This window comes from Streptomyces alkaliterrae, from assembly GCF_007097205.2.
Lineage (GTDB): Bacteria > Actinomycetota > Actinomycetes > Streptomycetales > Streptomycetaceae > Streptomyces > Streptomyces alkaliterrae.
On record NZ_VJYK02000088.1, the window covers coordinates 1 to 18,637 of the forward strand.

The following is an 18,637-nucleotide window of genomic DNA, read 5'->3' on the forward strand; positions in this document are numbered from 1 at the left end:
GGGGACACGACGTCCGGGATCTCGGTCGGCGCGGAATCGCGGACCGGCGCGGAATCGCGGACCGGCGCGGAGCCGTGGGCCGGTCCGGAGCCGTGGTTCGGCGCGTCGTCGTCGGCCGGAGAGACGTCGCGGGCCGGCGTCGGGGGTGGGGTGCTCGGCTCGCCGCGTCGCGCGTCGGCGAGTATCCACAGCCTGTGGAGGGAGACCAGCTCCTCCGGGGTGGCTCCGCACAGCCGGGCGAAGCGCTCGACAGGCGCGTACTCGGTGGGCACGGCGGCGCCGTGGCAGTAGCGGTGCAGCGTGGACGTGCTCATGTGCAGTCGTTTGGCAAGCGCGCCGTAGCTGCGGCCGGACCGGTCCTTCAGTTGGCGCAGGTGCGTCGCGAACCGCTCCCGCTCGTCGCCGACATCAGCCATCAACGTCTCCCCCACCCCGTCCGCCCCGACGGCGTTCCGTGTTCCCGGCGGCCGTTCCAGGGCACCGGTGTTCTCGCAGGTCAGGTCGTTCCCGCCGTCCCATCATCCCGCATGCCCGGCGGATGTGTTGACTGCGGCGCGCGGCGGTCAAGACTGCTCCCAGGGGCTCGCCGACCAGGGCCCCGCCGATCACCACTCGCATCAGGAGAGCCGCATGACCGCTGTGAAGACCACGCCTGCCGCCCGGCGTGGACGGGGACGCCGTGTTCGTCTGGCCGGGACCGCCCTGCTGGGGCTGACCGCCGCCGCACTCTGCCTTCCGCAGGCCGCGCAGGCCGCGGCCGGCGCCACGTCGGCCGAGGGGGTCGCCACCGCGAAGGCCGCCGGCGCCGCCAACGCGACGGCCGCCGCCTGGCAGCCGGGCGCGGTCAGCCCCCGGCTGCCGGGGCTGCTCAAGCCGAACGACCTCCCGCCGCACCCGGACGGCTGGTTCGTCACCGAGACCGGCAAGGGCCTGCAGCCGCACGGCGAGCTCTGCGTGCCGGACGGCACCCTGCCGAAGGCCGGGGCCATGTACCGCACGTTCCAGAGCGGGCTGGACGCCGGGGCGAGCCAGACCGTCGTCAAGGCGAAGAACGCCACCGCCGCCGCCAAGCTGGTGCGCGAGCTGCGTACGGCGGTCGAGGGCTGCCCGGCCCGGTTCAAGAAGGAGGTGCCCGACGGCAAGGTCCGCTTCCGCGACCTCGGCGACTTCGGCGCGGGCAAGGACGGCCGGGTCTACGCGATGGCCACCGAGACCTGGGTGCAGGACATCAACGTCATCGGCATCGGCCGTAAGGACGACCGGGTGACGATCGTCCGTTGGGGCCAGATGGGCCGGATGAAGGATGTGCCGCAGGCGGAGTTCAAGAAGACCATGCGGACGGCGGTGAACAAGCTCGTCCGCTGACGCGGCGGGGTTCGCCGGGCCGTGCGGGGGACGGTCCGGCGCCGGGCCGCGCGGGTGTCGGGCCGGTCGGTCGCGTGGCGGCCGGCCGGCCCGTTCGCCGGTCAGTCCCGCTGCGCGTCCGTCGGCAGCTGGCGCAGCCGCACGGTCGTCCCGGACTTCACACCGAGTCCGTGGTCCAGCAGCTTCGTCGCGTCCGGGTAGCGGTCGCTGGCGTTGAGGACCACCCCGATGACCGTCTTGCCGTCGCGCGTCGCGGCGAAGACGAGGCAGGGGCCGGCCGCCGTGGTGGTGCCGGTCTTCACGCCGGTCGCACCGCGGTAGGAGCCCAGCAGCCGGTTGGTGTTGTACCAGGTGTAGGTGCGTGTGCCGCCCGTGCTGGTGGTCGCCTTCCGCACGGTCTTCTGGGTGCCGACCACGTCGCGCAGCGTCTTGTGCTTCAGGGCGGTGCGGGTGAGCTTCGCCAGGTCCTTCGGCGTCGAGTAGTTGTTGCCCGTCTTCGAGTTGCCGTCGAACGAGTCGAACTTCGTGTTCTCCAGGCCGAGGGCGGCGGCCCTCTTGTTCATCTTGCCGATGAACGACTTCGTCCGCGCCGCGTTGGTGGTGCCGCTGCCGAAGGTGTCGGCGAGCGCGTACGCCGCGTCCCCGCCGGAGGGCAGCAGCGCCGCGTACAGCAGCTGGCGGACGGTGACGCGGTCGCCGGTCTTCAGGTCGGCCGTGCTCGAACCCGTACGGGTGACGTAGTCGCGGTAGGCCTGCTTGATCTTGACCTTCCGGCCCAGGTCGAGATCCTTCTCGCGCAGTACGACGTGGACGGTCATCAGCTTGGTGGTGCTGGCTATCGGGCGCCGGGTGTTGGGCGCCTTGCCGTAGATGCGTTTGCCGGTCGCGTCGTCGATGAGGTACGCGCCCCGGGCGCTGACCTTCGGTTCGGTGGCCAGCGGCGCGGCGGTCCGCGCGGTGGTCTGCGCGGTCTGTGCGGTCTGTGCGGTCTGCGTGGCGGGGCGCGTGGTCGGCTGCGCGGCGTGCGCGGTGGGCGCGACGAACACCGCCCCCGACAGCAGGGCCGCGGTGGCGGTGGTCGTGGCGACGGTGGCGACGGCTGTGTTCGAACGGCCCTGGCGGCTGCTCGATCTCCTTCTTCTCATGCCTCCTCAAACCGTCGGAAGCGCGGAAAAGTTGCCTCGTCCGGAGAGGAGTTTCGAAGGGGAGGTTCGAACAGGGCAGGACCTAGTGCTGCTCGGCCGGCTCCGGTTCGGTGGTGGGGGCGGCGCCCAGGCGGCGCTGGCGTGCCGTGTAGGCGGTGACGGCACGCCACAGGTCGCGTCGGTCGACCTGCGGCCAGTACTCGTCCGTGAAGTGCAGCTCGGCGTAACTCGACTGCCACGGAAGAAAATTGGAGATCCGGTGGTCGCCCCCGGTGCGCCACAGGAGGTCGACGTCCGGTAGCTGGGGGCGAGGCAGGTGGCGGGCGAAGAGGTGCTCGGACACCTGGGCGGGGGCGATCTCGCCCGCGACGGCGGCTCGCGCCAACTCGCCCGCCGCGTCCGCCAGTTCGGCGCGCCCGCCGTAGTTGACGCACAGGGTGAAGGTGAGCCCGGAACGGTCCTGGGTGGTGCGCTGGCGGTGCTCCAGCACCTCGACCAGCTCCGTGGGGAGGTTGTCGGGCCGGCCCGCCCAGCACAGCCGCACGTCGTGGTCGAACAGCTCGTCCTCCGCCAGTTCGGCGCACATCGTGCGGAACAGTTCGGAGACCTCGCCGGCCGGGCGGCGCCAGTTCTCGGTGGAGAAGGCGTAGACGGTCAGATGGCCCAGTCCGATCTCCAGGGCGCCGTGCACGATGTCGCGCAGCGCGGCGGCGCCCGCGCGGTGGCCCTCGTGGCGGGGGAGGCCGCGTTCGGTGGCCCAGCGGCCGTTGCCGTCGGCGATGACGGCGACGTGGCCCGGCATCCGGTCGGCGTCGATCAGGGGCGGGCGGGCGCCGCTGGGGTGCGGCTTCGGCGGCAGCACCGGCCGCGCGCCGCCCGGCCGCCCGGCCGTCCCGCCGTGTCCGTCCGTCCCGCTGTGTCCGTCCGACCCGCCGCGCCCGGACCCCGGCCGCGCTTCCGCCGAGGCGCCCGTCAGCGCCCCGGCGGCGGGCGGTGGGGCGCTGATCGGGACCAGGCGCCAGGCGACCGCTGCCCGAGCCCGGGCCGGTGCCAGCACCCGCCACTGGGCGACCGCCGAGACGCGCGGCGTCCGGCGCAGCAGGGCGGCGCCGGACCGTTCCACCGCGCGCAGGCGGGCGTGGAAGAGGCCGGTGGTGGTCCGCAGCAGGATGGCGGGAACGGGGTGCAGCCCGGCGGTGAGCCCCGGCTGGTCGAGCCAGCCGCGCGCCCGCGCGGTCAGCTCGCCGACGAGGGCGCGCAGTTCGGGAGTCCAGCGGCGGCCGAGCACGTCGTCCGGGGCGACGTCGAAGCGGGCCAGCTCGGCCATGGGCACCAGCAGGTCGCCCCGTTCGAGGTCGGTCGGGAGGTCGACGAGGGTGTCGGTCAGGTACATGCCGTCGAGGAAGCGGGAGAAGCCCTCGATCTGCTCCCAGCGCAGCGGCATGGCCACCCCGGCGCGGTCGAGCAGGGTCCGGCACTGTTCGGCCCAGGACATGTTGGTCGAGCGTACCCAGGAGCTCCACTCGGCCCAGGTCTCCAGGCGGCGGCCGGCGGCGTCCTCCCGCACGGTGTCGAAGGAGGAGAAGATCCCCTCGGGGTCCAGCCCCCAGCGCAGCACGGTGTCGACGACCGCCAGCCGGACCGGGTCGTCGCTGGTGCCGCGTCGCAGGTCGGCTTCGAGGGCGTCGGTCCAGCGGGACAGCCGCGCGGCGCGTTCGGTCGCGTCGCCGTCGGTCGAGTCGATCAGGTCGTCACCGGTGCGCAGGGCGGCCCACAGGGCCCAGCAGGCCGGGCGCAGGGCGGGCGGCATCAGCGCCATGAGGGCGTACTCGGCGGGGCTTGTGGTCCGCACGAGGCGGCGGCACTCGCGGTAGCCGGCGCGCAGCGCGGCGTCCGCGCCGCCCGTGGACGGCTGGGTGGGAACGGGGGACAGCGGGGACCACCTACTCGATCGACTGTGACGCCGCCGGGCGCGGCGGCGCCGTCACGTCATCACTCGGTCACGTCATCACGGACTCGCGGCTGGACCAGCCGGGCGCCCCCTTTCCTGCCATCACTTCGTGACGGTCACCATACGTGGCGCGCCCCACTGGTGCCGATGAGCTGATCTTTCAGCCGATCGGATGACCTGGGACACGGCACAGCATGACGTGCCGCACGACCTGCGACATCACCCGGGTCTCCCTGCCAGTCGCCCGATGGGGTGAACGGCAACCCGGTGCCGCGCGGCCGCCGCGCGATCGGTGGCGCTCGCCGAACGGGCGCGGGGCACCCTCGCACCGGACCTCCCGGCGAGATATCTTGATGTCGAGCAATGTTGCAGACGTGGAGCGGAGCACCCGGTGACTGACTCGACCATCATCTACACGCACACCGACGAGGCGCCGGCCCTGGCGACCCATTCCTTCCTGCCGATCGTGAAGGCCTACGCGGCGACGGCCGGCGTCCCGGTGGAGAGCCGGGACATCAGCCTGGCCGGTCGCATCATCGCGAGCTTCCCGGAGTGGCTGGAGGAGTCGCAGCGGATCGACGACGCGCTCGCGGAGCTGGGTGAGCTGGCGAAGACGCCCGGGGCCAACATCATCAAGCTGCCCAACATCTCGGCGTCCATCCCGCAGCTCAAGGCCGCCGTCGCCGAGCTGCAGGCCCAGGGCTACGCGCTGCCGGACTACCCGGACGACCCGAAGACCGACCAGGAGCGGGAGATCCGCGCCCGCTACGACAAGGTCAAGGGCAGCGCCGTCAACCCGGTGCTCCGCGAGGGCAACTCCGACCGCCGCGCACCCGCCTCGGTGAAGAACTACGCCAAGGCGCACCCGCACCGCATGGGCGCCTGGACGGCCGACTCCAAGACGAACGTCGCCCACATGACCGCCGACGACTTCCGCTCCACCGAGAAGTCCGCCGTCATCGCCGAGGACGGCGCGCTGCGCATCGAGCTGGCCGCCGAGGACGGCACCACCACCGTGCTGCGCGAGTCGGTACCGGTGCTCGCCGGTGAGGTCGTGGACGCGGCCGTGATGCGCGTGGCCGCGCTGCGCGACTTCCTCTCCGCGCAGGTCGGCCGGGCCAAGGCCGAGGGTGTGCTGTTCTCGCTGCACCTGAAGGCCACCATGATGAAGGTCTCCGACCCGATCATCTTCGGCCACGCCGTGCGCGCCTTCTTCCCGAAGACGTTCGCAGCCCACGGCGAGGCGCTGGCCGCCGCCGGCCTGACCCCGAACGACGGCCTGGGCGGCATCCTCGCCGGCCTGGACAAGCTGCCGGAGGGCGAGGCGATCAAGGCGTCCTTCGAGGCCGAGCTGGCCGAGGGCCCGGAGATGGCCATGGTCGACTCCGACCGCGGCATCACCAACCTGCACGTGCCCAGCGACGTCATCGTCGACGCCTCGATGCCGGCCATGATCCGCACCTCCGGCCACATGTGGGGTCCGGACGGCAACGAGGCCGACACCCTGGCCGTCCTGCCGGACAGCAGCTACGCCGGGGTCTACCAGGTCGTCATCGACGACTGCCGCGCCAACGGCGCCTTCGACCCGGCCACCATGGGCTCGGTGCCGAACGTCGGCCTGATGGCGCAGAAGGCCGAGGAGTACGGCAGCCACGACAAGACCTTCGAGATCGCGGCCGCCGGCACGGTCCGCGTCGTCGACGCCTCCGGCGCGGTCGTGCTTGAGCAGCAGGTGTCGCCCGGCGACATCTTCCGCATGTGCCAGACCAAGGACCTGCCGATCCGCGACTGGGTCAAGCTCGCCGTCACCCGCGCCCGCGCGACCGGCGACCCGGCCGTCTTCTGGCTCGACGAGAACCGCGCCCACGACGCGAACCTGATCAAGAAGGTCCAGGCGTACCTGCCCGAGCACGACACCGAGGGCCTGCGCATCGAGATCATGTCCCCGGTCGAGGCCACCGCGTTCTCCCTGGAGCGCATCCGCCGCGGCGAGGACACGATCTCCGTCACCGGCAACGTGCTGCGCGACTACCTGACGGACCTCTTCCCGATCCTGGAGCTGGGCACCAGCGCCAAGATGCTGTCCGTCGTGCCGCTGATGAACGGCGGCGGCCTCTTCGAGACCGGCGCCGGCGGCTCGGCCCCCAAGCACGTGCAGCAGCTGGTCAAGGAGAACTACCTGCGCTGGGACAGCCTCGGTGAGTTCCTGGCCCTCGCGGTGAGCTTCGAGCACTACGCGCAGACCACCGGCAACAACCGCGCCCAGGTGCTCGCCGACACCCTCGACCGCGCCACGGCCACGTTCCTCAACGAGGACAAGTCGCCCAGCCGCCGTCTCGGCGGCATCGACAACCGCGGCAGCCACTTCTACCTGGCCCTGTACTGGGCCCGGGAACTGGCCGCGCAGAGCGACGACACGCAGCTCGCCGAGGCGTTCGCCGGTCTGGCCAAGACCCTGGCCGAGCAGGAGTCGACCATCGTCGACGAGCTGATCGCCGTGCAGGGCTCGCCGGCCGAGATCGGCGGCTACTACCAGCCCGACGTCGAGAAGGCCTCCGCCGTCATGCGCCCGTCCCGGACCCTGAACCAGGCCCTGGGCACGCTCGCCTGAAGACTCGGCTGACAGCCGGCCGACAGCGGTCACGGCGGGTGGGGAGGCGTCGCGCAGGCGCCTCCCCACCCGCCGTCGTGTTGTTCTCAGGCGGCGGATTCCGTCTCCGGCAGCTCGCCGGCGGTGGTGGACAGGTCGACGACGGAGAAGGCCGCGCCCTGCGGGTCGACCAGGGCGGCGATGCGGCCGAACGGGGTGTCGGTGGGGTCGAGTTCCACCGTGGCGCCGAGCCGGCGCGCGGCGTCGACCGACGTGTCGCAGTCTCCGACCGCGAAGTAGACCTGGACGCGCGGTGGGGTGCCGGCGGGCGGGCCGCCGGGGTCGCCGGTGCGCATCCGGCCCATCACCGGGCGGTCGGGGGCGAGTTCCCACATCCGGTAGTCCATGTCCGGCGTCCGCATCTTCTTCACGCCGTAGCCGAAGAGGGACGGGAGGAACGCGTCGGCCTTATCCGGTTCGGCGGTGAGCAGCTCGCCCCAGCAGTAGGCACCTTCCTCGCCCACCCGTTCGAAACCGGTGTGCACGCCGGACTGCCACAGGCCGAACACGGCGCCCGACGGTTCCCGGACCAGGCTCATGGAGCCGAAGTCGCCGACCCGCATCGGTTCCATGAGGAGCGTGCCGCCCAGCTCGCGGGCGCGTGCGGCGGTCGCTTCGACGTCGGAGGTGGCCAGGTACAGGCACCAGGCGGGCGGCTCCTCCGGCTGGCCCGGCATCGGCGGGGCCACGGCGGCGACGGCCCGCCCGTCCGCGTATGCCTGCGTGTAGCCGCCGTACTCGGGGGCGGACTCGCCGAAGGTCCAGCCGACCACCTCGCTGTAGAAGCGTTTGGCGCCTTCGAGGTCGGGGAACGTGGCGTCGACCCAGCAGGGTTCGCCGTCCGGGCGGGTGGCGTCGGGCATGAGAGATCCTTTCGGTGGGGGCGGGACGGGGCGTCAGGCGGTCTCGGGCAGCGGGGCCTGCCGGGCGTGGCCGCGCAGCCGGTTGAGGCGGTCGAAGCGCATGCCCTCGGCCACGAGCGCGTCGTCGCCGAGCAGCGAGCGGCCGTGGGCGTCGACCGTGCGGCCGGCGGAACGCGGCTGGGTGCCGGGCTTCACACCGAAGACGAACACCCGGTCCTCGAGCCGCAGCAGGTCCCAGAGCTTCGCGGCGTCCTCGTTGTGGAGGTTGACGCAGCCCGCGGAGCCGCTTTCGAAAAGATCCTCCGTGGTGCCGTGAAGGGCCTGGCCGCCGTCGAAGAACTGCGCGTACGGCATGGGGACGTCGTAGAGCGTGGAGTGGTGGTGGCGGTTGCGCCAGTAGACGTGGTGCAGGCCGCCGCGGGTCTCCATCTCCAGCCGCCCGGTGCGCACGGGCACGACGTCGAAGACCAGCCGGTCCCGCGCGCCGGTCTGCACCCACAGCAGTTGCCGGGAGAGGTCCACACAGGTGGTGCGGCGGGAGACCGACGGGCAGCGGCCCTCCTTGTTCGGCTCGGCCTTTGCCTGCTCGACGAGCATCATGCGGTAGGCGGGCACCCCCGCGTAGCCGTCCGCCGGGTCCAGCCGGTGGCGGCGCTGGAACTCGCGGATCGCCCGGCAGTCGGCTTCGGACTGGCGGCCGTCGACGGGCAGCCCCAGATGCGCCTCCAGCTGCCGCTGGTAGGGCCCGGTCCCGGCGGTGCACTCCTCCTCGGCGGTGCCGCCGGCGCTCGCCGGGGTGCCGGCGGCCAGTACCGCGCCGCCGGCCAGCAGCGCGACGACGACCGACACGGCGACAAGCGGCCCGCCGACCCGCCCCGGCCCTGTCCGGCGGGCGGCTCCGGCACGAGGTGGCGTACGGAAGGTGCGGCGCATCCCTACTCCCTTGTTGCGGCCGGGTGTTGAGCCGACCCCGGATTTCTTCCTAGCCGCTCGGCGGCCGGTCGGAAAGGCGGGTGGTCCGGCGGGGTGAGCGCGGGGCCGCCGGGACCGGCCGTTCGGGTGGTTGTGCCGCGCGAGGGGTGAGCCGCGCGGGTGTCGCCGCCGATCAGGCCGCCATCCGGGCGTGAATGGTCACACCTTCACTTCGTGTGACAAACAGATCCTGGAGAGTGCTCGATGGCAAGACGGACGGACCGACGGCCCGGAGGCCGGTGGCGTTCCTTCCTGCGCGGGCGGCTGCCGGTGCTGGTCACGCTGCCGCTGCTGCTGGTCTCCGCCCAGTACGCGACCGCGCAGCACACCGTGGGCGCGGACGACCGCAAGACCGCCCGGACCGCCGACTCCGCCCCCGGCGCGTCGCACCCCGGTGTGCGGGCGCCGCTGCCCGGCGGGCTGGGGCCCTGCCTCGGCCCGGCGTGCCCGGACGTCCACCCGCCGGTCAACAACGACGCGATCGCCGGCCGCGACGAGGCCGTCAACATCTTCGTCGGCGGCGACTTCCGGGTGCGCGGCGGCGCGGCCGAGGCCGAGGGCCTGGTCGTGACGCTCGGCGGCTTCGACCAGAACAAGAGCCGCGGCGGCGCCGCCTACAACGTCGGCGAGGTCGGCGTCGGCTCCCGCGTCCCGCCGCCGGCCGGCTCGGACTGGCTGGTCACCGGCGGCGACCTGACCGTGGCCGACCGCCAGCGGCTGCTCGCCGAGGGCGGCGTCGTCCGCCACGGCGGCACGCTCACCGGCACCGTGGCCGCAGCCCGCACGGTCGCCGACCCCGACGCCACCGCCCGCTACCGGGACCTGCGCGGCGAGCTCTCCGACGCGAGCAGCTGCTACGCGCACGGCGACGACGGCACCGGCCGCGCCGCCACCGGCACCGCCGTCAACCAGGGCGAGACGACCGTCTTCACCGGCGACGGCAGCTCCATGCTCCAGGTCTTCAACGTCGACTTCGACCTCGTCGGCCCCGGCGGCCGACAGCAGGGCCTGAGGTTCGACGACATTCCGGCCGGCGCGACCGTCCTGGTCAACCTGCTCGGCACGGCGCGCACCATCAACACCTACAGCGGCGAGCTCGCCGACACCGCCCCGCTCAACCAGCTGCGTCCGCGCCTGCTGTGGAACTTCCCCGACGCCGGCACCGTCGACCTGATCGGCACCGGCCAGTTCCAGGGCAGCGTGCTGATCGGCAACCGCGACAGCCAGACCCTGGTGACGCTGCCGGGCGTCAACGGCCGGTTCTTCACCACCGGATCGGTCACCCACGGCGGCGACACCGGGCCCTCGGGCCAGGAGTTCCACGCCTACCCGTTCCTCGGCGACCTGCCGGACTGCGCCCGGGAGCCGGAGCCGCGCGGCGAGGTGTCCGTGACCAAGCGGGACGCCGAGGACGAGGAGCCGCTGGCCGGCGCGGTGTTCCAGCTCTGGCGCGAGTCCAACGACACGCCGGGCCTGCAGACCGGCGGCGACGACCCCGACACCCGCGTCGGCGACGCCTGCGTCACCGACGACGACGGCCGCTGTGCCGACACCGTCGAGCTCGGCACCTACTACTGGCAGGAACTCGCCCCGCCCGACGGCTACGACCTGCCCGACCCGGCCGTCTTCGGCCCCCTGGTACTGACCGCGGAGAACGCCGCCGACGGCGTCGGAGTCACCGCCTACAACCGGGAGACGGAGGAGCCCCAGGAGAGCGGCGAGGTGTCCGTCACCAAGCTGGACGCCGACACCGAGGAGCCGCTGGCCGGCGCCGTCTTCCAGCTCTGGCGGGAGACCAACGGCCGGGAGGGCCTGCAGACACGCGGCGCCAACCCGGACACCCGGGTCGGCTCGACCTGCGAGACGGACGCCGAGGGCCGCTGCGACGCCACCGTCGACCTCGGCACCTACTACTGGCAGGAGGTGACCGCTCCCGACGGCTACGACCTGCCCGACCCGGCCGTCTTCGGCCCCCTGGTGCTCGACGAGCAGGGCGCCGTCACGGGCGTCGGCGTCACCGCGTACAACCGGGCGACCGAGGAGGACGGCACCGCCACGCTGACCGTGCTCAAGCGGGACCTCAAGACCGGTGAGCCGCTGCCCGGCGCGGTCTTCGAACTCTGGCGGGAGACCAACGGCCGCCCCGGCCTGCAGACCGGCGGCGGAACCCCGGACGAGCGCGTCGACGCGGGCTGCGCCACCGACGACGCGGGCGAGTGCGTCTTCGAGGACCTTCCCACCGGCTCGTACTACCTGCGCGAGACGGACGTCCCCGAGGGCTATCTGATGCCGCTGCGCCCGGTCAGCGGCCCGTACGCGCTGGACGCCGGACAGTCGGAGAGCAAGACCGTCACGCTCAACAACCGCCCGGGCGAACGGGACAAGGGCAAGGGCAAGGGCAAGCGGCTCGCCGCGCACCCGGACCACTGAGACACCCGCCCCGGAGAAGGACCGGCGGCCTCCCCCACCGCGGGGAGGCCGCCGGTCGTGTCCTTCCTCAGCGACCGGCGTCCGGCCCGGGGACGACCGGCCGGCTCAGCGCGCCCGGCCACCAGGCGCGCGGGCCCAGGTCCCGCACGAGCGCCGGGACGAGCAGTGAACGCACCACCAGGGTGTCCATCAGCACGCCGAACGCGACGATGAACGCGATCTGCACCAGGAACGCGAGCGGGATCACCGACAGCGCGGCGAAGGTCGCCGCCAGCACCACGCCCGCCGAGGTGATGACCCCGCCGGTCGTGACCAGCCCCCGCAGCACGCCCTGCCGGACGCCCACCGCCAGCGACTCCTCGCGCACCCGGGACATGAGGAAGATGTTGTAGTCCACGCCCAGCGCCACGAGGAAGACGAAGCCGTACAGGGGCACCGCCGGATCGGTCCCGGTGAAGCCGAGCACGTGCTCGAAGACCAGGGCGGCGATGCCCAGGGTGGCGAGGAAGTTCAACGCCACCGTGGCCACCAGCAGGATCGGCGTGACGACGGAGCGCAGCAGCCAGAAGAGCACCAGCAGGATGACCACCAGCACCACCGGAATGATCAGCGCCCGGTCGCGTTGGGCGGTGGTGAGCGTGTCGTGCTGCTGCGCCGTGTAGCCGCCCACCAGCGCGTCCGCGTCGGGCACCGGGTGCAGCGCATCGCGCAGCCGGACCACCGTCTGCCGGGCGGCCTCGGTGTCGGCGGCGTCCTGGAGTGTGACGTCGAGGCGGGCCCGGCCGTCGACGACGCGGGGTTCGCCGTCCGGCCGCCCGGTGACGGTGGCGGGGGTGACGGCGGCGACGCCCTCCACCCGCTCGGCCGCGGCGGCCACCCGGTCGAGCCGGTCCGCCTCGGCGGTCACCACGGCCGGGTTGCCGGAGCCGCCGGGGAAGTGCTCGCCCAGCCGCTGCTGGGCGGCGACCGAGGGAGCGTCGTTGACGAAGATCTCGTCCAGCGGCACGCCCTTGGAGGTCAGTGTCGGGGAGAAGGCGGCGAAGGCCACCAGCACAACCGTCGTGACGGCCCACACCTTGCGCGGCGCCCGGTCGACCAGCGCCGCGACCCTCGTCCACACGCCCCTGGCGCCGCCCTCCGCCGCGGCGGGCTTCGCCGGCCAGTAGGCCGCCCGTCCGAGCAGTACCAGCACGGCCGGCAGCCAGGTCAGCACACTGATCACCGCGCACGCGACGCCGATGGCGCCGACCGGTCCGAGCGCCCGGTTGTTCGTCAGGTCGCTGAGCAGCAGGGCCAGCAGCCCCAGCGCGACCGTCCCCGCGCTGGCGGCGATCGCACCCGCCGACCGCCGCACGGCGACGAGGACGGCCGCGAACCGGTCGTCGTGGCGCGGTAGTTCCTCGCGGAAGCGGGCGGTCACCAGCAGCGCGTAGTCCGTTGCCGCGCCGATGACCAGGATGAACAGGATGCCCTGGACCTGGCCGTCCACGCGCAGCACATCGCGGTCGGCCAGTGCGTAGACCACCCCGCTGGCCAGGCCGAGCGCGAACACCGACCCGAGGATGATCACAAAGGGCAGCAGCACGCTGCGGTAGACCAGCAGCAGGATGAGCAGCACGGCGGTGAGCGCCACGCCGAGCAGCAGCCCGTCGATGCCGGCGAAGGCGTCGCCGAGGTCGGCCTGGGTGGCGGCTGGTCCGGCGATCCCCACGGTGGTGCCGGGCACCCGTTCGGCGGCGGCGCGCACCTCGTCCAGCACCTCGCCCAGCCCCTCACCCAACTCGGGGTCGAGTGGAACGACGCCCTGGATCGCCTTCCCGTCGTCGGACGGCAGCGCGGGCGAGGGGCGGTCCGCGACGCCGTCCGTCCCGTCGAGCGAGGCGAGCGCGTCCCGCGCGGCGGCGCGCTGCTCGGCGCTGATCCGGCCGTCGCCGTCGCCGTCCACGGTCCACACGACGATCGCCGGCACGCTCTCCGAGCGCTGGAACGCCTTCTGCTCCTCCAGAACGCGGGTGGACTCCGCGTTCCGCGGCAGGAAGGAGGCCTGGTCGTTGGTGGCGACCTCGCTCAGTTTGCCGGCGTAGGGGCCGAGGCCGCCGCCCACGCCGAGCCACAGCAGGATCAGGATCAGCGGCGCCAGGCGCCGCGCCCAGCGGGTGGTACCGGACATGGTTCTCTCCATGGAACGGTGTAGCTCGATGGTGAACTATCTCAATGGTCGAGTTATCTTACTCATTGAACTAATGAGGCCGGGGTGTCGGGGGTCCGGGGTGGGTCAGTCGCGCGGTGGGCGGGCCGTCGACAGTTCCTCGTTCATCGCGTCCAGGAACCGCAGCACCGCGGCCAACTCGCCCGGCGCGAGCGTCGCGCGGGCCGCCCGCGCGGCGTCGGCGAGCGGCGCGAAGTGCCGGCGCGCGGCCGGCTGCGCCCGCTGCTCGTAGTAGAGGTGCACCACCCGCCGGTCGGCGCTCTCCCGGACCCGGCGCACGTGCCCGGCCCGCTCCAGCCGGTCCAGGCACGCGGTCACCGCGCCCGAGGTGAGACCCAGGTGCTCCCGCAGTCCCGTCGGGGTCATCGGCTCCTCGGAGTCGAGGATGGCCGCGAGCGCGTGCACGTCGGTGGGGTGCAGCCCCTGGCCGGCGGCGAAGGCGTGGACCAGCCGGTTGATCTCGCCGTTCATCCGGCGCATGCGGACGGCCAGCGCCTGGAGATCCGCCAGTTCCTCGTCCCGTCCGGGCCGCTCCCGCGCGCCCCCACCGTTCTCCGCCTCGACCACGCGCCTCAGCCTATAGAACAGCCGGGCGCGTCCCGCGCCGACCGCCGCGCCCAGCCGCGAGGCTGAGGGCGAGGACAACGGCGAGACGAGGCGGAGAAACGCGTGGCGAGCACGTGGCACTGGCTTTTCGGCGATCAGCTCGGCCCGCACTTCCTGGCCCCCGGTGAACCCGGACCCGCCCGGGACGCGCCGGTGTTGATGATCGAGGCCCGGTCGGTGTTCCGACGCAGGCGCTTCCACCGGGCCAAGGCGCATCTGGTGCTGTCGGCGATGCGGCACCGCGCCGCGGAACTGGGCGACCGGGTCCGGTACGTGCGCGCGGAGACCTACCGGGAAGGGCTGGAGCGCGCGGTCGGCGACCGGCCGGTCACCGTGCGGCACCCCACCTCCTGGGCGGCGCTCCGGCTGGTGCGCGGACGCCCGGCCACCACCGTGCTGCCCGCCGCCGGCTTCCTCGTGCCGCACGAGGCCTTCGCCCGTTGGGCGGCGGAACGCGGGGACCGGGCCCTTCGGCAGGAGCACTTCTACCGCTGGGTACGACGGGAGCACGACCTGCTGATGGCAGGCGACGAGCCCGCCGGCGGGCGCTGGAACCTCGACCGGGAGAACCGCGAACCGCCGCCACCCGGCGCCCGGGCACTCGACGCGCCGGCGCCCTACCGTCCCCGTGAGAACGACATCGACGAGGAGGTGCGGCACGACCTCGACAAGTGGGAGCGCTCCGGCGACGTGTCCTTCGTCGGACGTGACGGCCCGCGCCGCTTCCCCGCCAGCCGCCGGGAGGCGCTGGCCGCCCTCCGCCGGTTCACCACCCGGCGGCTGGCCGGCTTCGGGGCGCACGAGGACGCGATGCTCGCCGCCGACCCGGTGATGAGCCACAGCCTGCTGTCCGCCTCCCTCAACCTCGGGCTGCTCGACCCGGCCGAGTGCGTGGAGCGGGCCGAGGAGGAGTGGCGCGCCGGCCGCGCGCCGCTGAACAGCGTCGAGGGATTCGTGCGGCAGGTCGCCGGCTGGCGGGAGTACGTCTGGCAGCTCTACTGGCACTTCGGCGAGCGCTACCGGCACCACAACGGCCTCCGGCACCGGGCGCCCGTCCCCGACTGGTTCAGGGACCTCGACGCCGACGCGGTCACCGCGCGGTGCCTGAGCACCGTACTGGCCCAGGTCCGCGACACCGGTTGGACGCACCACATCCCACGCCTGATGGTGCTCGGCGGCCACGCGCTCCAACGCGGTTGGCATCCGGCCGAGGTCACCGACTGGTTCCATCGCGGCTTCGTCGACGGCTACGACTGGGTCATGGTGCCGAACGTCGTGGGCATGTCGCAGTACGCCGACGGCGGCCGGATGACCACCAAGCCGTACACCTCCGGCGGCGCCTACATCAACCGCATGAGCGACCTGTGCGACGGCTGCGCCTACCGGCCGAAGGCGCGGGTCGGTGAGGACGCCTGCCCCTACACCGCCGGCTACTGGGCCTTCCTGCACCGCCACCGGGCGCTGCTGGAGGGCAACCCGCGCACGGCCCGCCCGGTCGCAGGACTCGACCGCCTCCCCGACCTGCCGGAACTCCTCGAGCAGGAGAGGGAAAGGGGTGCGGCGCCGCCGTGACCTGCCGCCGGCCCGCCCGGCCGTCCCCGTGTCCCCCAGCCGCCGGTTCACGCGACACCGAGCCGTTCGGAAAGGACCTCGCGGGCGGCCCGCGCGCCGGACGCGAGCGCGCCCTGGACCGAGCCGGTGGCCCGGTGGTCGCCGCACACGAACCTGCCGGGCCCCAACCGCGCCCGCCGGGTCAGCGGCAGCGGCGGCGCCATGGCGGGGAGCGCGTCGGGCACCGTGCGGGTCGTGAGGGTGTGCCACTCCGAGGTGTCCGTCCGGTACACCTCGGCGAGGGCGGCGCGCAGTTCCGCCTCGGTCCGCGGCCCCGGCTCGCCCAGCACCGAGGTGGCCACAAGATGACGGCCGGGCGGCGCGTAGGCGGGGGAGACCTCGCTGAGCACACAGGAGTTGAGGAACCGCCGGGCCGAGTCCAGGACAAGCATCGGCTCGTCCAGCGGGCGCCGCCCGGTGGTGTGGAAGTAGGTCGTCACCACGCGGTACTCGGGAATCCGCAGCCCGGGCAGCAGGGCGGACGCCGCCTCGGGGCCGGTCGCGACGACCACCGCGGCGGCGGGCAGCTCGGTGCCGTCGGACAGCAGCACGCCGTCGTCGGTCAGCGAGTGCACGGGTGTCTCCAACCGCACGGTCTCGTCCGGCAGTTCGGTGGCCAGCCGGGTCGGCACGGCCCCGATGCCGTCGAGCGGCAGGCAGGGCGTGCCGCGCAGCATGGAGCGCCACACGAGATGGAACATCCGGCTGGAGGTCTCCAGTTCGTCCTCCAGGAAGACCCCGGAGAGGAACGGCCGGAAGAACCGCTCGACGAAGTCGTCGGAGAAGCCGGCCGCCGCGAGGGCGTCCCGGGTCGTGCGCTCCGGTCCGCCGCGGACGAGGGCGACCGGCGCCAGCGTGTCCCGCGCCGAGAGTGCGGCGAGCGCCAGCAGGTCGCGGCCCGAGGCGAGCCGGCCGGGCAGCAGGTCGGCCGTCTCGCCCGGCCGCCGGGAGGGGTCGACGAAGCGCCGCCGTCCCTCGGGCGTGTGCACCAGCATCCCAGGGGCGAACGGGCACAACTCCAGCTCCCGCAGCGGTAGGCGCCCGCGTACCTGGGGATAGGAGGTGTTGAACAGCTGGAAGCCCCGGTCGACGGTGAAGCCCTCGACCCGGTCGGTGCGCATCCGGCCCCCGACGCCGTCCGACGCCTCCAGCACGCGCACCGAGACGCCTGCCGCGAGCAGGTCCCGGGCGCAGGCGAGACCGGCCATACCGGCGCCGACCACCACGACCTCGGCCGTGTTCCCTTCCGTCCGCATCGCGTCCCGTCCTTCCGCAGGGCACCGCCCCTGAGTGGCGTGTGTGTCCCTGTCCATGCTTCCGATCGACACGCGTCGCCGGATGCCCCCACTCCGCCATCCGGCGGGACTACTCCGTCCGGGCGAGAATCGCTACCGTATGGCGGATCACAGATCCCACAATGCGAAAGGACTGATGTCTGTGCGGCGCCAGGAGCTGTTCGAAGCGGTCGAGGAGTCGACTCACCGGCTGCTCGCCACCGCCGACCGGTTCGCCGACGGCGACCTCGCCGGCCTCTCGCTGGTGCCGCCCTGGACGCGCGGCCACGTCCTCAGCCACCTCGCCCGGGCGGCCGAAAGCTGCTGCCGACTCCTGCACTGGGCACGGACCGGCGAACCGAACCCGACTGGGCGGTGGCGGGCCGACGTTGAGCGGCTCCCGGGCCGCGCTGCTCGGCTGGTTGACCGGGCGGACCGCCGGTGAGGGGCTGACCGTCGACGGCGCCGACCGCGTACCCCGCGCACCGTACTGGATCTGAGCCGCCGCCAGTGCAACCGGTCACAGACACCGCGACCGCGCTGAAACGGCGACCTCAAATGTGCTAAACCCGCGGGTAGTTCACGCACGACCGGCAGTGACCCGCGCGGCCCGGCACGATGGGGCCGGCACGTCGAGAGGAACGTCATGAGCACGTCCCCCGCGCGAACCCTCGCGTCTCCGCCCCTGAGCCTGGACGAGGTCGTCGACACCGAGCGGTACCCGCTGACCGACCCCGGCGGCGGTCGCGCGCGTCGCGTCGTGGCCGACGCCCGGCGCGAACTGGCCGCCGTCGGCTGCACAGTCCTGCCGGACTTCGTCCGGCCCGCGCTGCACGAGGCGCTGCGCGAGCAGTGCGCCGCCCTCGCGCCCCGCGCGCACTACGACGTCGAGACCGTCAACGTCTACAACATCGACGTCGACCCCGACCTGCCCGCCGACCACCCCGGCCGCGTCCCCTTCCGGCGCGGCAACGCCTTCGTCGCCCGCGACCTCATCCCGCACGAGGCGCTGATCAGCGTGCTCTACCAGGACGAGGCGTTCCAGCGGTTCGTCGCCGACTGCTTCGGGCTGCCCCGGCTGCACCCGCTCGCCGATCCGCTCTCCGGCCTCGTGCTCAACGTCGTCCGCCCCGGCATGGAACACCCCTGGCACTTCGACACCAACGAGTACACCGTCAGCATGCTCACCCAACAGCCGGATTCGGGCGGCGAGTTCGAGTACTGCCCGGGCATCCGCACGGCGGAGGCGGAGAACTTCGGCGACGTCCGGGACGTCATCACCGGCGGCGGCCGCCACCTCGTGAGCCGCCTTCCGCTGCGCCCCGGCGACCTGCAACTCTTCAAGGGCCGCTACTCGTTGCACCGAGTCAGCCCGGTCGCCGGCGAACGCGACCGGCACTCCGCGATATTCGCCTACAGCGAGCGCCCCGGCGTCGTCGGCAGCGCCGCCCGTACCCGCCAACTCTTCGGCCGGGTACTGCCGCAGCACCACGCCGAGCACGCCGTGCGCACCGACGAACTGCTGGACTGACGTCCACAACCCTCGCCCCACGCACAGCCC

At 73.3% G+C, this 18,637-nt stretch carries 13 protein-coding genes and 1 pseudogene; 6 read left to right on the plus strand and 8 right to left on the minus strand.

Translation table 11 applies throughout. The annotated features are described in order from the left end of the window. A partial coding sequence (locus FNX44_RS10945) for a helix-turn-helix domain-containing protein (RefSeq protein ID WP_143647852.1) occupies positions 1-416 on the minus strand: 416 nt, incomplete at its 3' end. Between the two features lie 214 nt (positions 417-630). Between FNX44_RS10945 and FNX44_RS10950 the strand changes: the two genes are divergently transcribed. Further along, on the plus strand, positions 631-1,365 hold the full coding sequence (locus tag FNX44_RS10950) for a hypothetical protein (RefSeq protein ID WP_143647853.1): 735 nt from the start codon (positions 631-633) through the stop codon (positions 1,363-1,365). A 101-nt stretch (positions 1,366-1,466) separates the two neighbouring features. Here FNX44_RS10950 and FNX44_RS10955 read toward each other — a convergent pair whose 3' ends face one another. Then, complete coding sequence (locus FNX44_RS10955; protein WP_143647854.1) at positions 1,467-2,510, minus strand: D-alanyl-D-alanine carboxypeptidase family protein; 1,044 nt, start codon at positions 2,508-2,510, stop codon at positions 1,467-1,469. A gap of 82 nt (positions 2,511-2,592) precedes the next feature. Then, on the minus strand, positions 2,593-4,362 hold the full coding sequence (gene uppS / locus FNX44_RS10960; protein WP_323369217.1) for a polyprenyl diphosphate synthase: 1,770 nt from the start codon (positions 4,360-4,362) through the stop codon (positions 2,593-2,595). A 490-nt stretch (positions 4,363-4,852) separates the two neighbouring features. Between uppS and FNX44_RS10965 the strand changes: the two genes are divergently transcribed. Next, a complete protein-coding gene (locus tag FNX44_RS10965; RefSeq protein WP_143647855.1) occupies positions 4,853-7,072 on the plus strand; it encodes an NADP-dependent isocitrate dehydrogenase in 2,220 nt (739 codons plus the stop codon). A gap of 86 nt (positions 7,073-7,158) precedes the next feature. Here the strand turns inward: FNX44_RS10965 and FNX44_RS10970 are convergent, their stop codons facing one another. Then, positions 7,159-7,974: a VOC family protein gene (locus tag FNX44_RS10970; RefSeq protein ID WP_143647856.1), complete on the minus strand. Its 816-nt coding sequence runs from the start codon at positions 7,972-7,974 to the stop codon at positions 7,159-7,161. Between the two features lie 180 nt (positions 7,975-8,154). Next, positions 8,155-8,907 (minus strand): annotated as a pseudogene (locus tag FNX44_RS10975) (L,D-transpeptidase family protein); the annotation flags it as partial. 243 nt (positions 8,908-9,150) lie between these two features. Between FNX44_RS10975 and FNX44_RS28905 the strand changes: the two are divergent. Then, a complete protein-coding gene (locus FNX44_RS28905; protein WP_228449814.1) occupies positions 9,151-11,376 on the plus strand; it encodes a choice-of-anchor A family protein in 2,226 nt (741 codons plus the stop codon). 67 nt (positions 11,377-11,443) lie between these two features. On the opposite strand, the gene FNX44_RS10985 is transcribed toward FNX44_RS28905, so the two are convergent. Beyond that, positions 11,444-13,546 (minus strand): MMPL family transporter, encoded by a 2,103-nt coding sequence (locus FNX44_RS10985; protein ID WP_143647858.1) that lies wholly within the window; start codon positions 13,544-13,546, stop codon positions 11,444-11,446. A 105-nt stretch (positions 13,547-13,651) separates the two neighbouring features. Then, a complete protein-coding gene (locus tag FNX44_RS10990; protein WP_323369218.1) occupies positions 13,652-14,152 on the minus strand; it encodes a MarR family winged helix-turn-helix transcriptional regulator in 501 nt (166 codons plus the stop codon). Positions 14,153-14,254: 102 nt separating this feature from the next. Here FNX44_RS10990 and FNX44_RS10995 point away from each other — a divergent pair, with 102 nt between their 5' ends. Further along, positions 14,255-15,763: a cryptochrome/photolyase family protein gene (locus FNX44_RS10995; protein WP_143647859.1), complete on the plus strand. Its 1,509-nt coding sequence runs from the start codon at positions 14,255-14,257 to the stop codon at positions 15,761-15,763. A gap of 47 nt (positions 15,764-15,810) precedes the next feature. On the opposite strand, the gene FNX44_RS11000 is transcribed toward FNX44_RS10995, so the two are convergent. Further along, positions 15,811-17,058 carry an NAD(P)/FAD-dependent oxidoreductase gene (locus FNX44_RS11000; RefSeq protein ID WP_143647860.1) on the minus strand — a complete coding sequence of 416 codons (1,248 nt, stop codon included), beginning with the start codon at positions 17,056-17,058 and terminating at the stop codon, positions 15,811-15,813. A 175-nt stretch (positions 17,059-17,233) separates the two neighbouring features. On the opposite strand from FNX44_RS11000, the gene FNX44_RS11005 reads away from it, so the two are divergent. Together FNX44_RS11005 and FNX44_RS11010 are read left to right on the plus strand one after the other, a co-directional pair. Next, positions 17,234-17,521: a maleylpyruvate isomerase N-terminal domain-containing protein gene (locus FNX44_RS11005; protein WP_143647861.1), complete on the plus strand. Its 288-nt coding sequence runs from the start codon at positions 17,234-17,236 to the stop codon at positions 17,519-17,521. A gap of 201 nt (positions 17,522-17,722) precedes the next feature. Next, positions 17,723-18,607, plus strand: a complete 885-nt coding sequence (locus FNX44_RS11010; protein WP_143647862.1) for a HalD/BesD family halogenase — start codon at positions 17,723-17,725, stop codon at positions 18,605-18,607. Positions 18,608-18,637: the final 30 nt, after the last annotated feature.

What these genes read in the sequence shown, in the direction of transcription:
- FNX44_RS10950 (WP_143647853.1), top strand. Translation starts at nt 631, where the DNA reads ATGACCGCTGTGAAGACCACGCCTGCCGCCCGGCGTGGACGGGGACGC.
- FNX44_RS10955 (WP_143647854.1), bottom strand. Translation starts at nt 2,510, where the DNA reads ATGAGAAGAAGGAGATCGAGCAGCCGCCAGGGCCGTTCGAACACAGCC.
- FNX44_RS10970 (WP_143647856.1), bottom strand. Translation starts at nt 7,974, where the DNA reads ATGCCCGACGCCACCCGCCCGGACGGCGAACCCTGCTGGGTCGACGCC.
- FNX44_RS28905 (WP_228449814.1), top strand. Translation starts at nt 9,151, where the DNA reads ATGGCAAGACGGACGGACCGACGGCCCGGAGGCCGGTGGCGTTCCTTC.
- FNX44_RS10985 (WP_143647858.1), bottom strand. Translation starts at nt 13,546, where the DNA reads ATGTCCGGTACCACCCGCTGGGCGCGGCGCCTGGCGCCGCTGATCCTG.
- FNX44_RS11000 (WP_143647860.1), bottom strand. Translation starts at nt 17,058, where the DNA reads ATGCGGACGGAAGGGAACACGGCCGAGGTCGTGGTGGTCGGCGCCGGT.
- FNX44_RS11005 (WP_143647861.1), top strand. Translation starts at nt 17,234, where the DNA reads ATGTCTGTGCGGCGCCAGGAGCTGTTCGAAGCGGTCGAGGAGTCGACT.
- FNX44_RS11010 (WP_143647862.1), top strand. Translation starts at nt 17,723, where the DNA reads ATGAGCACGTCCCCCGCGCGAACCCTCGCGTCTCCGCCCCTGAGCCTG.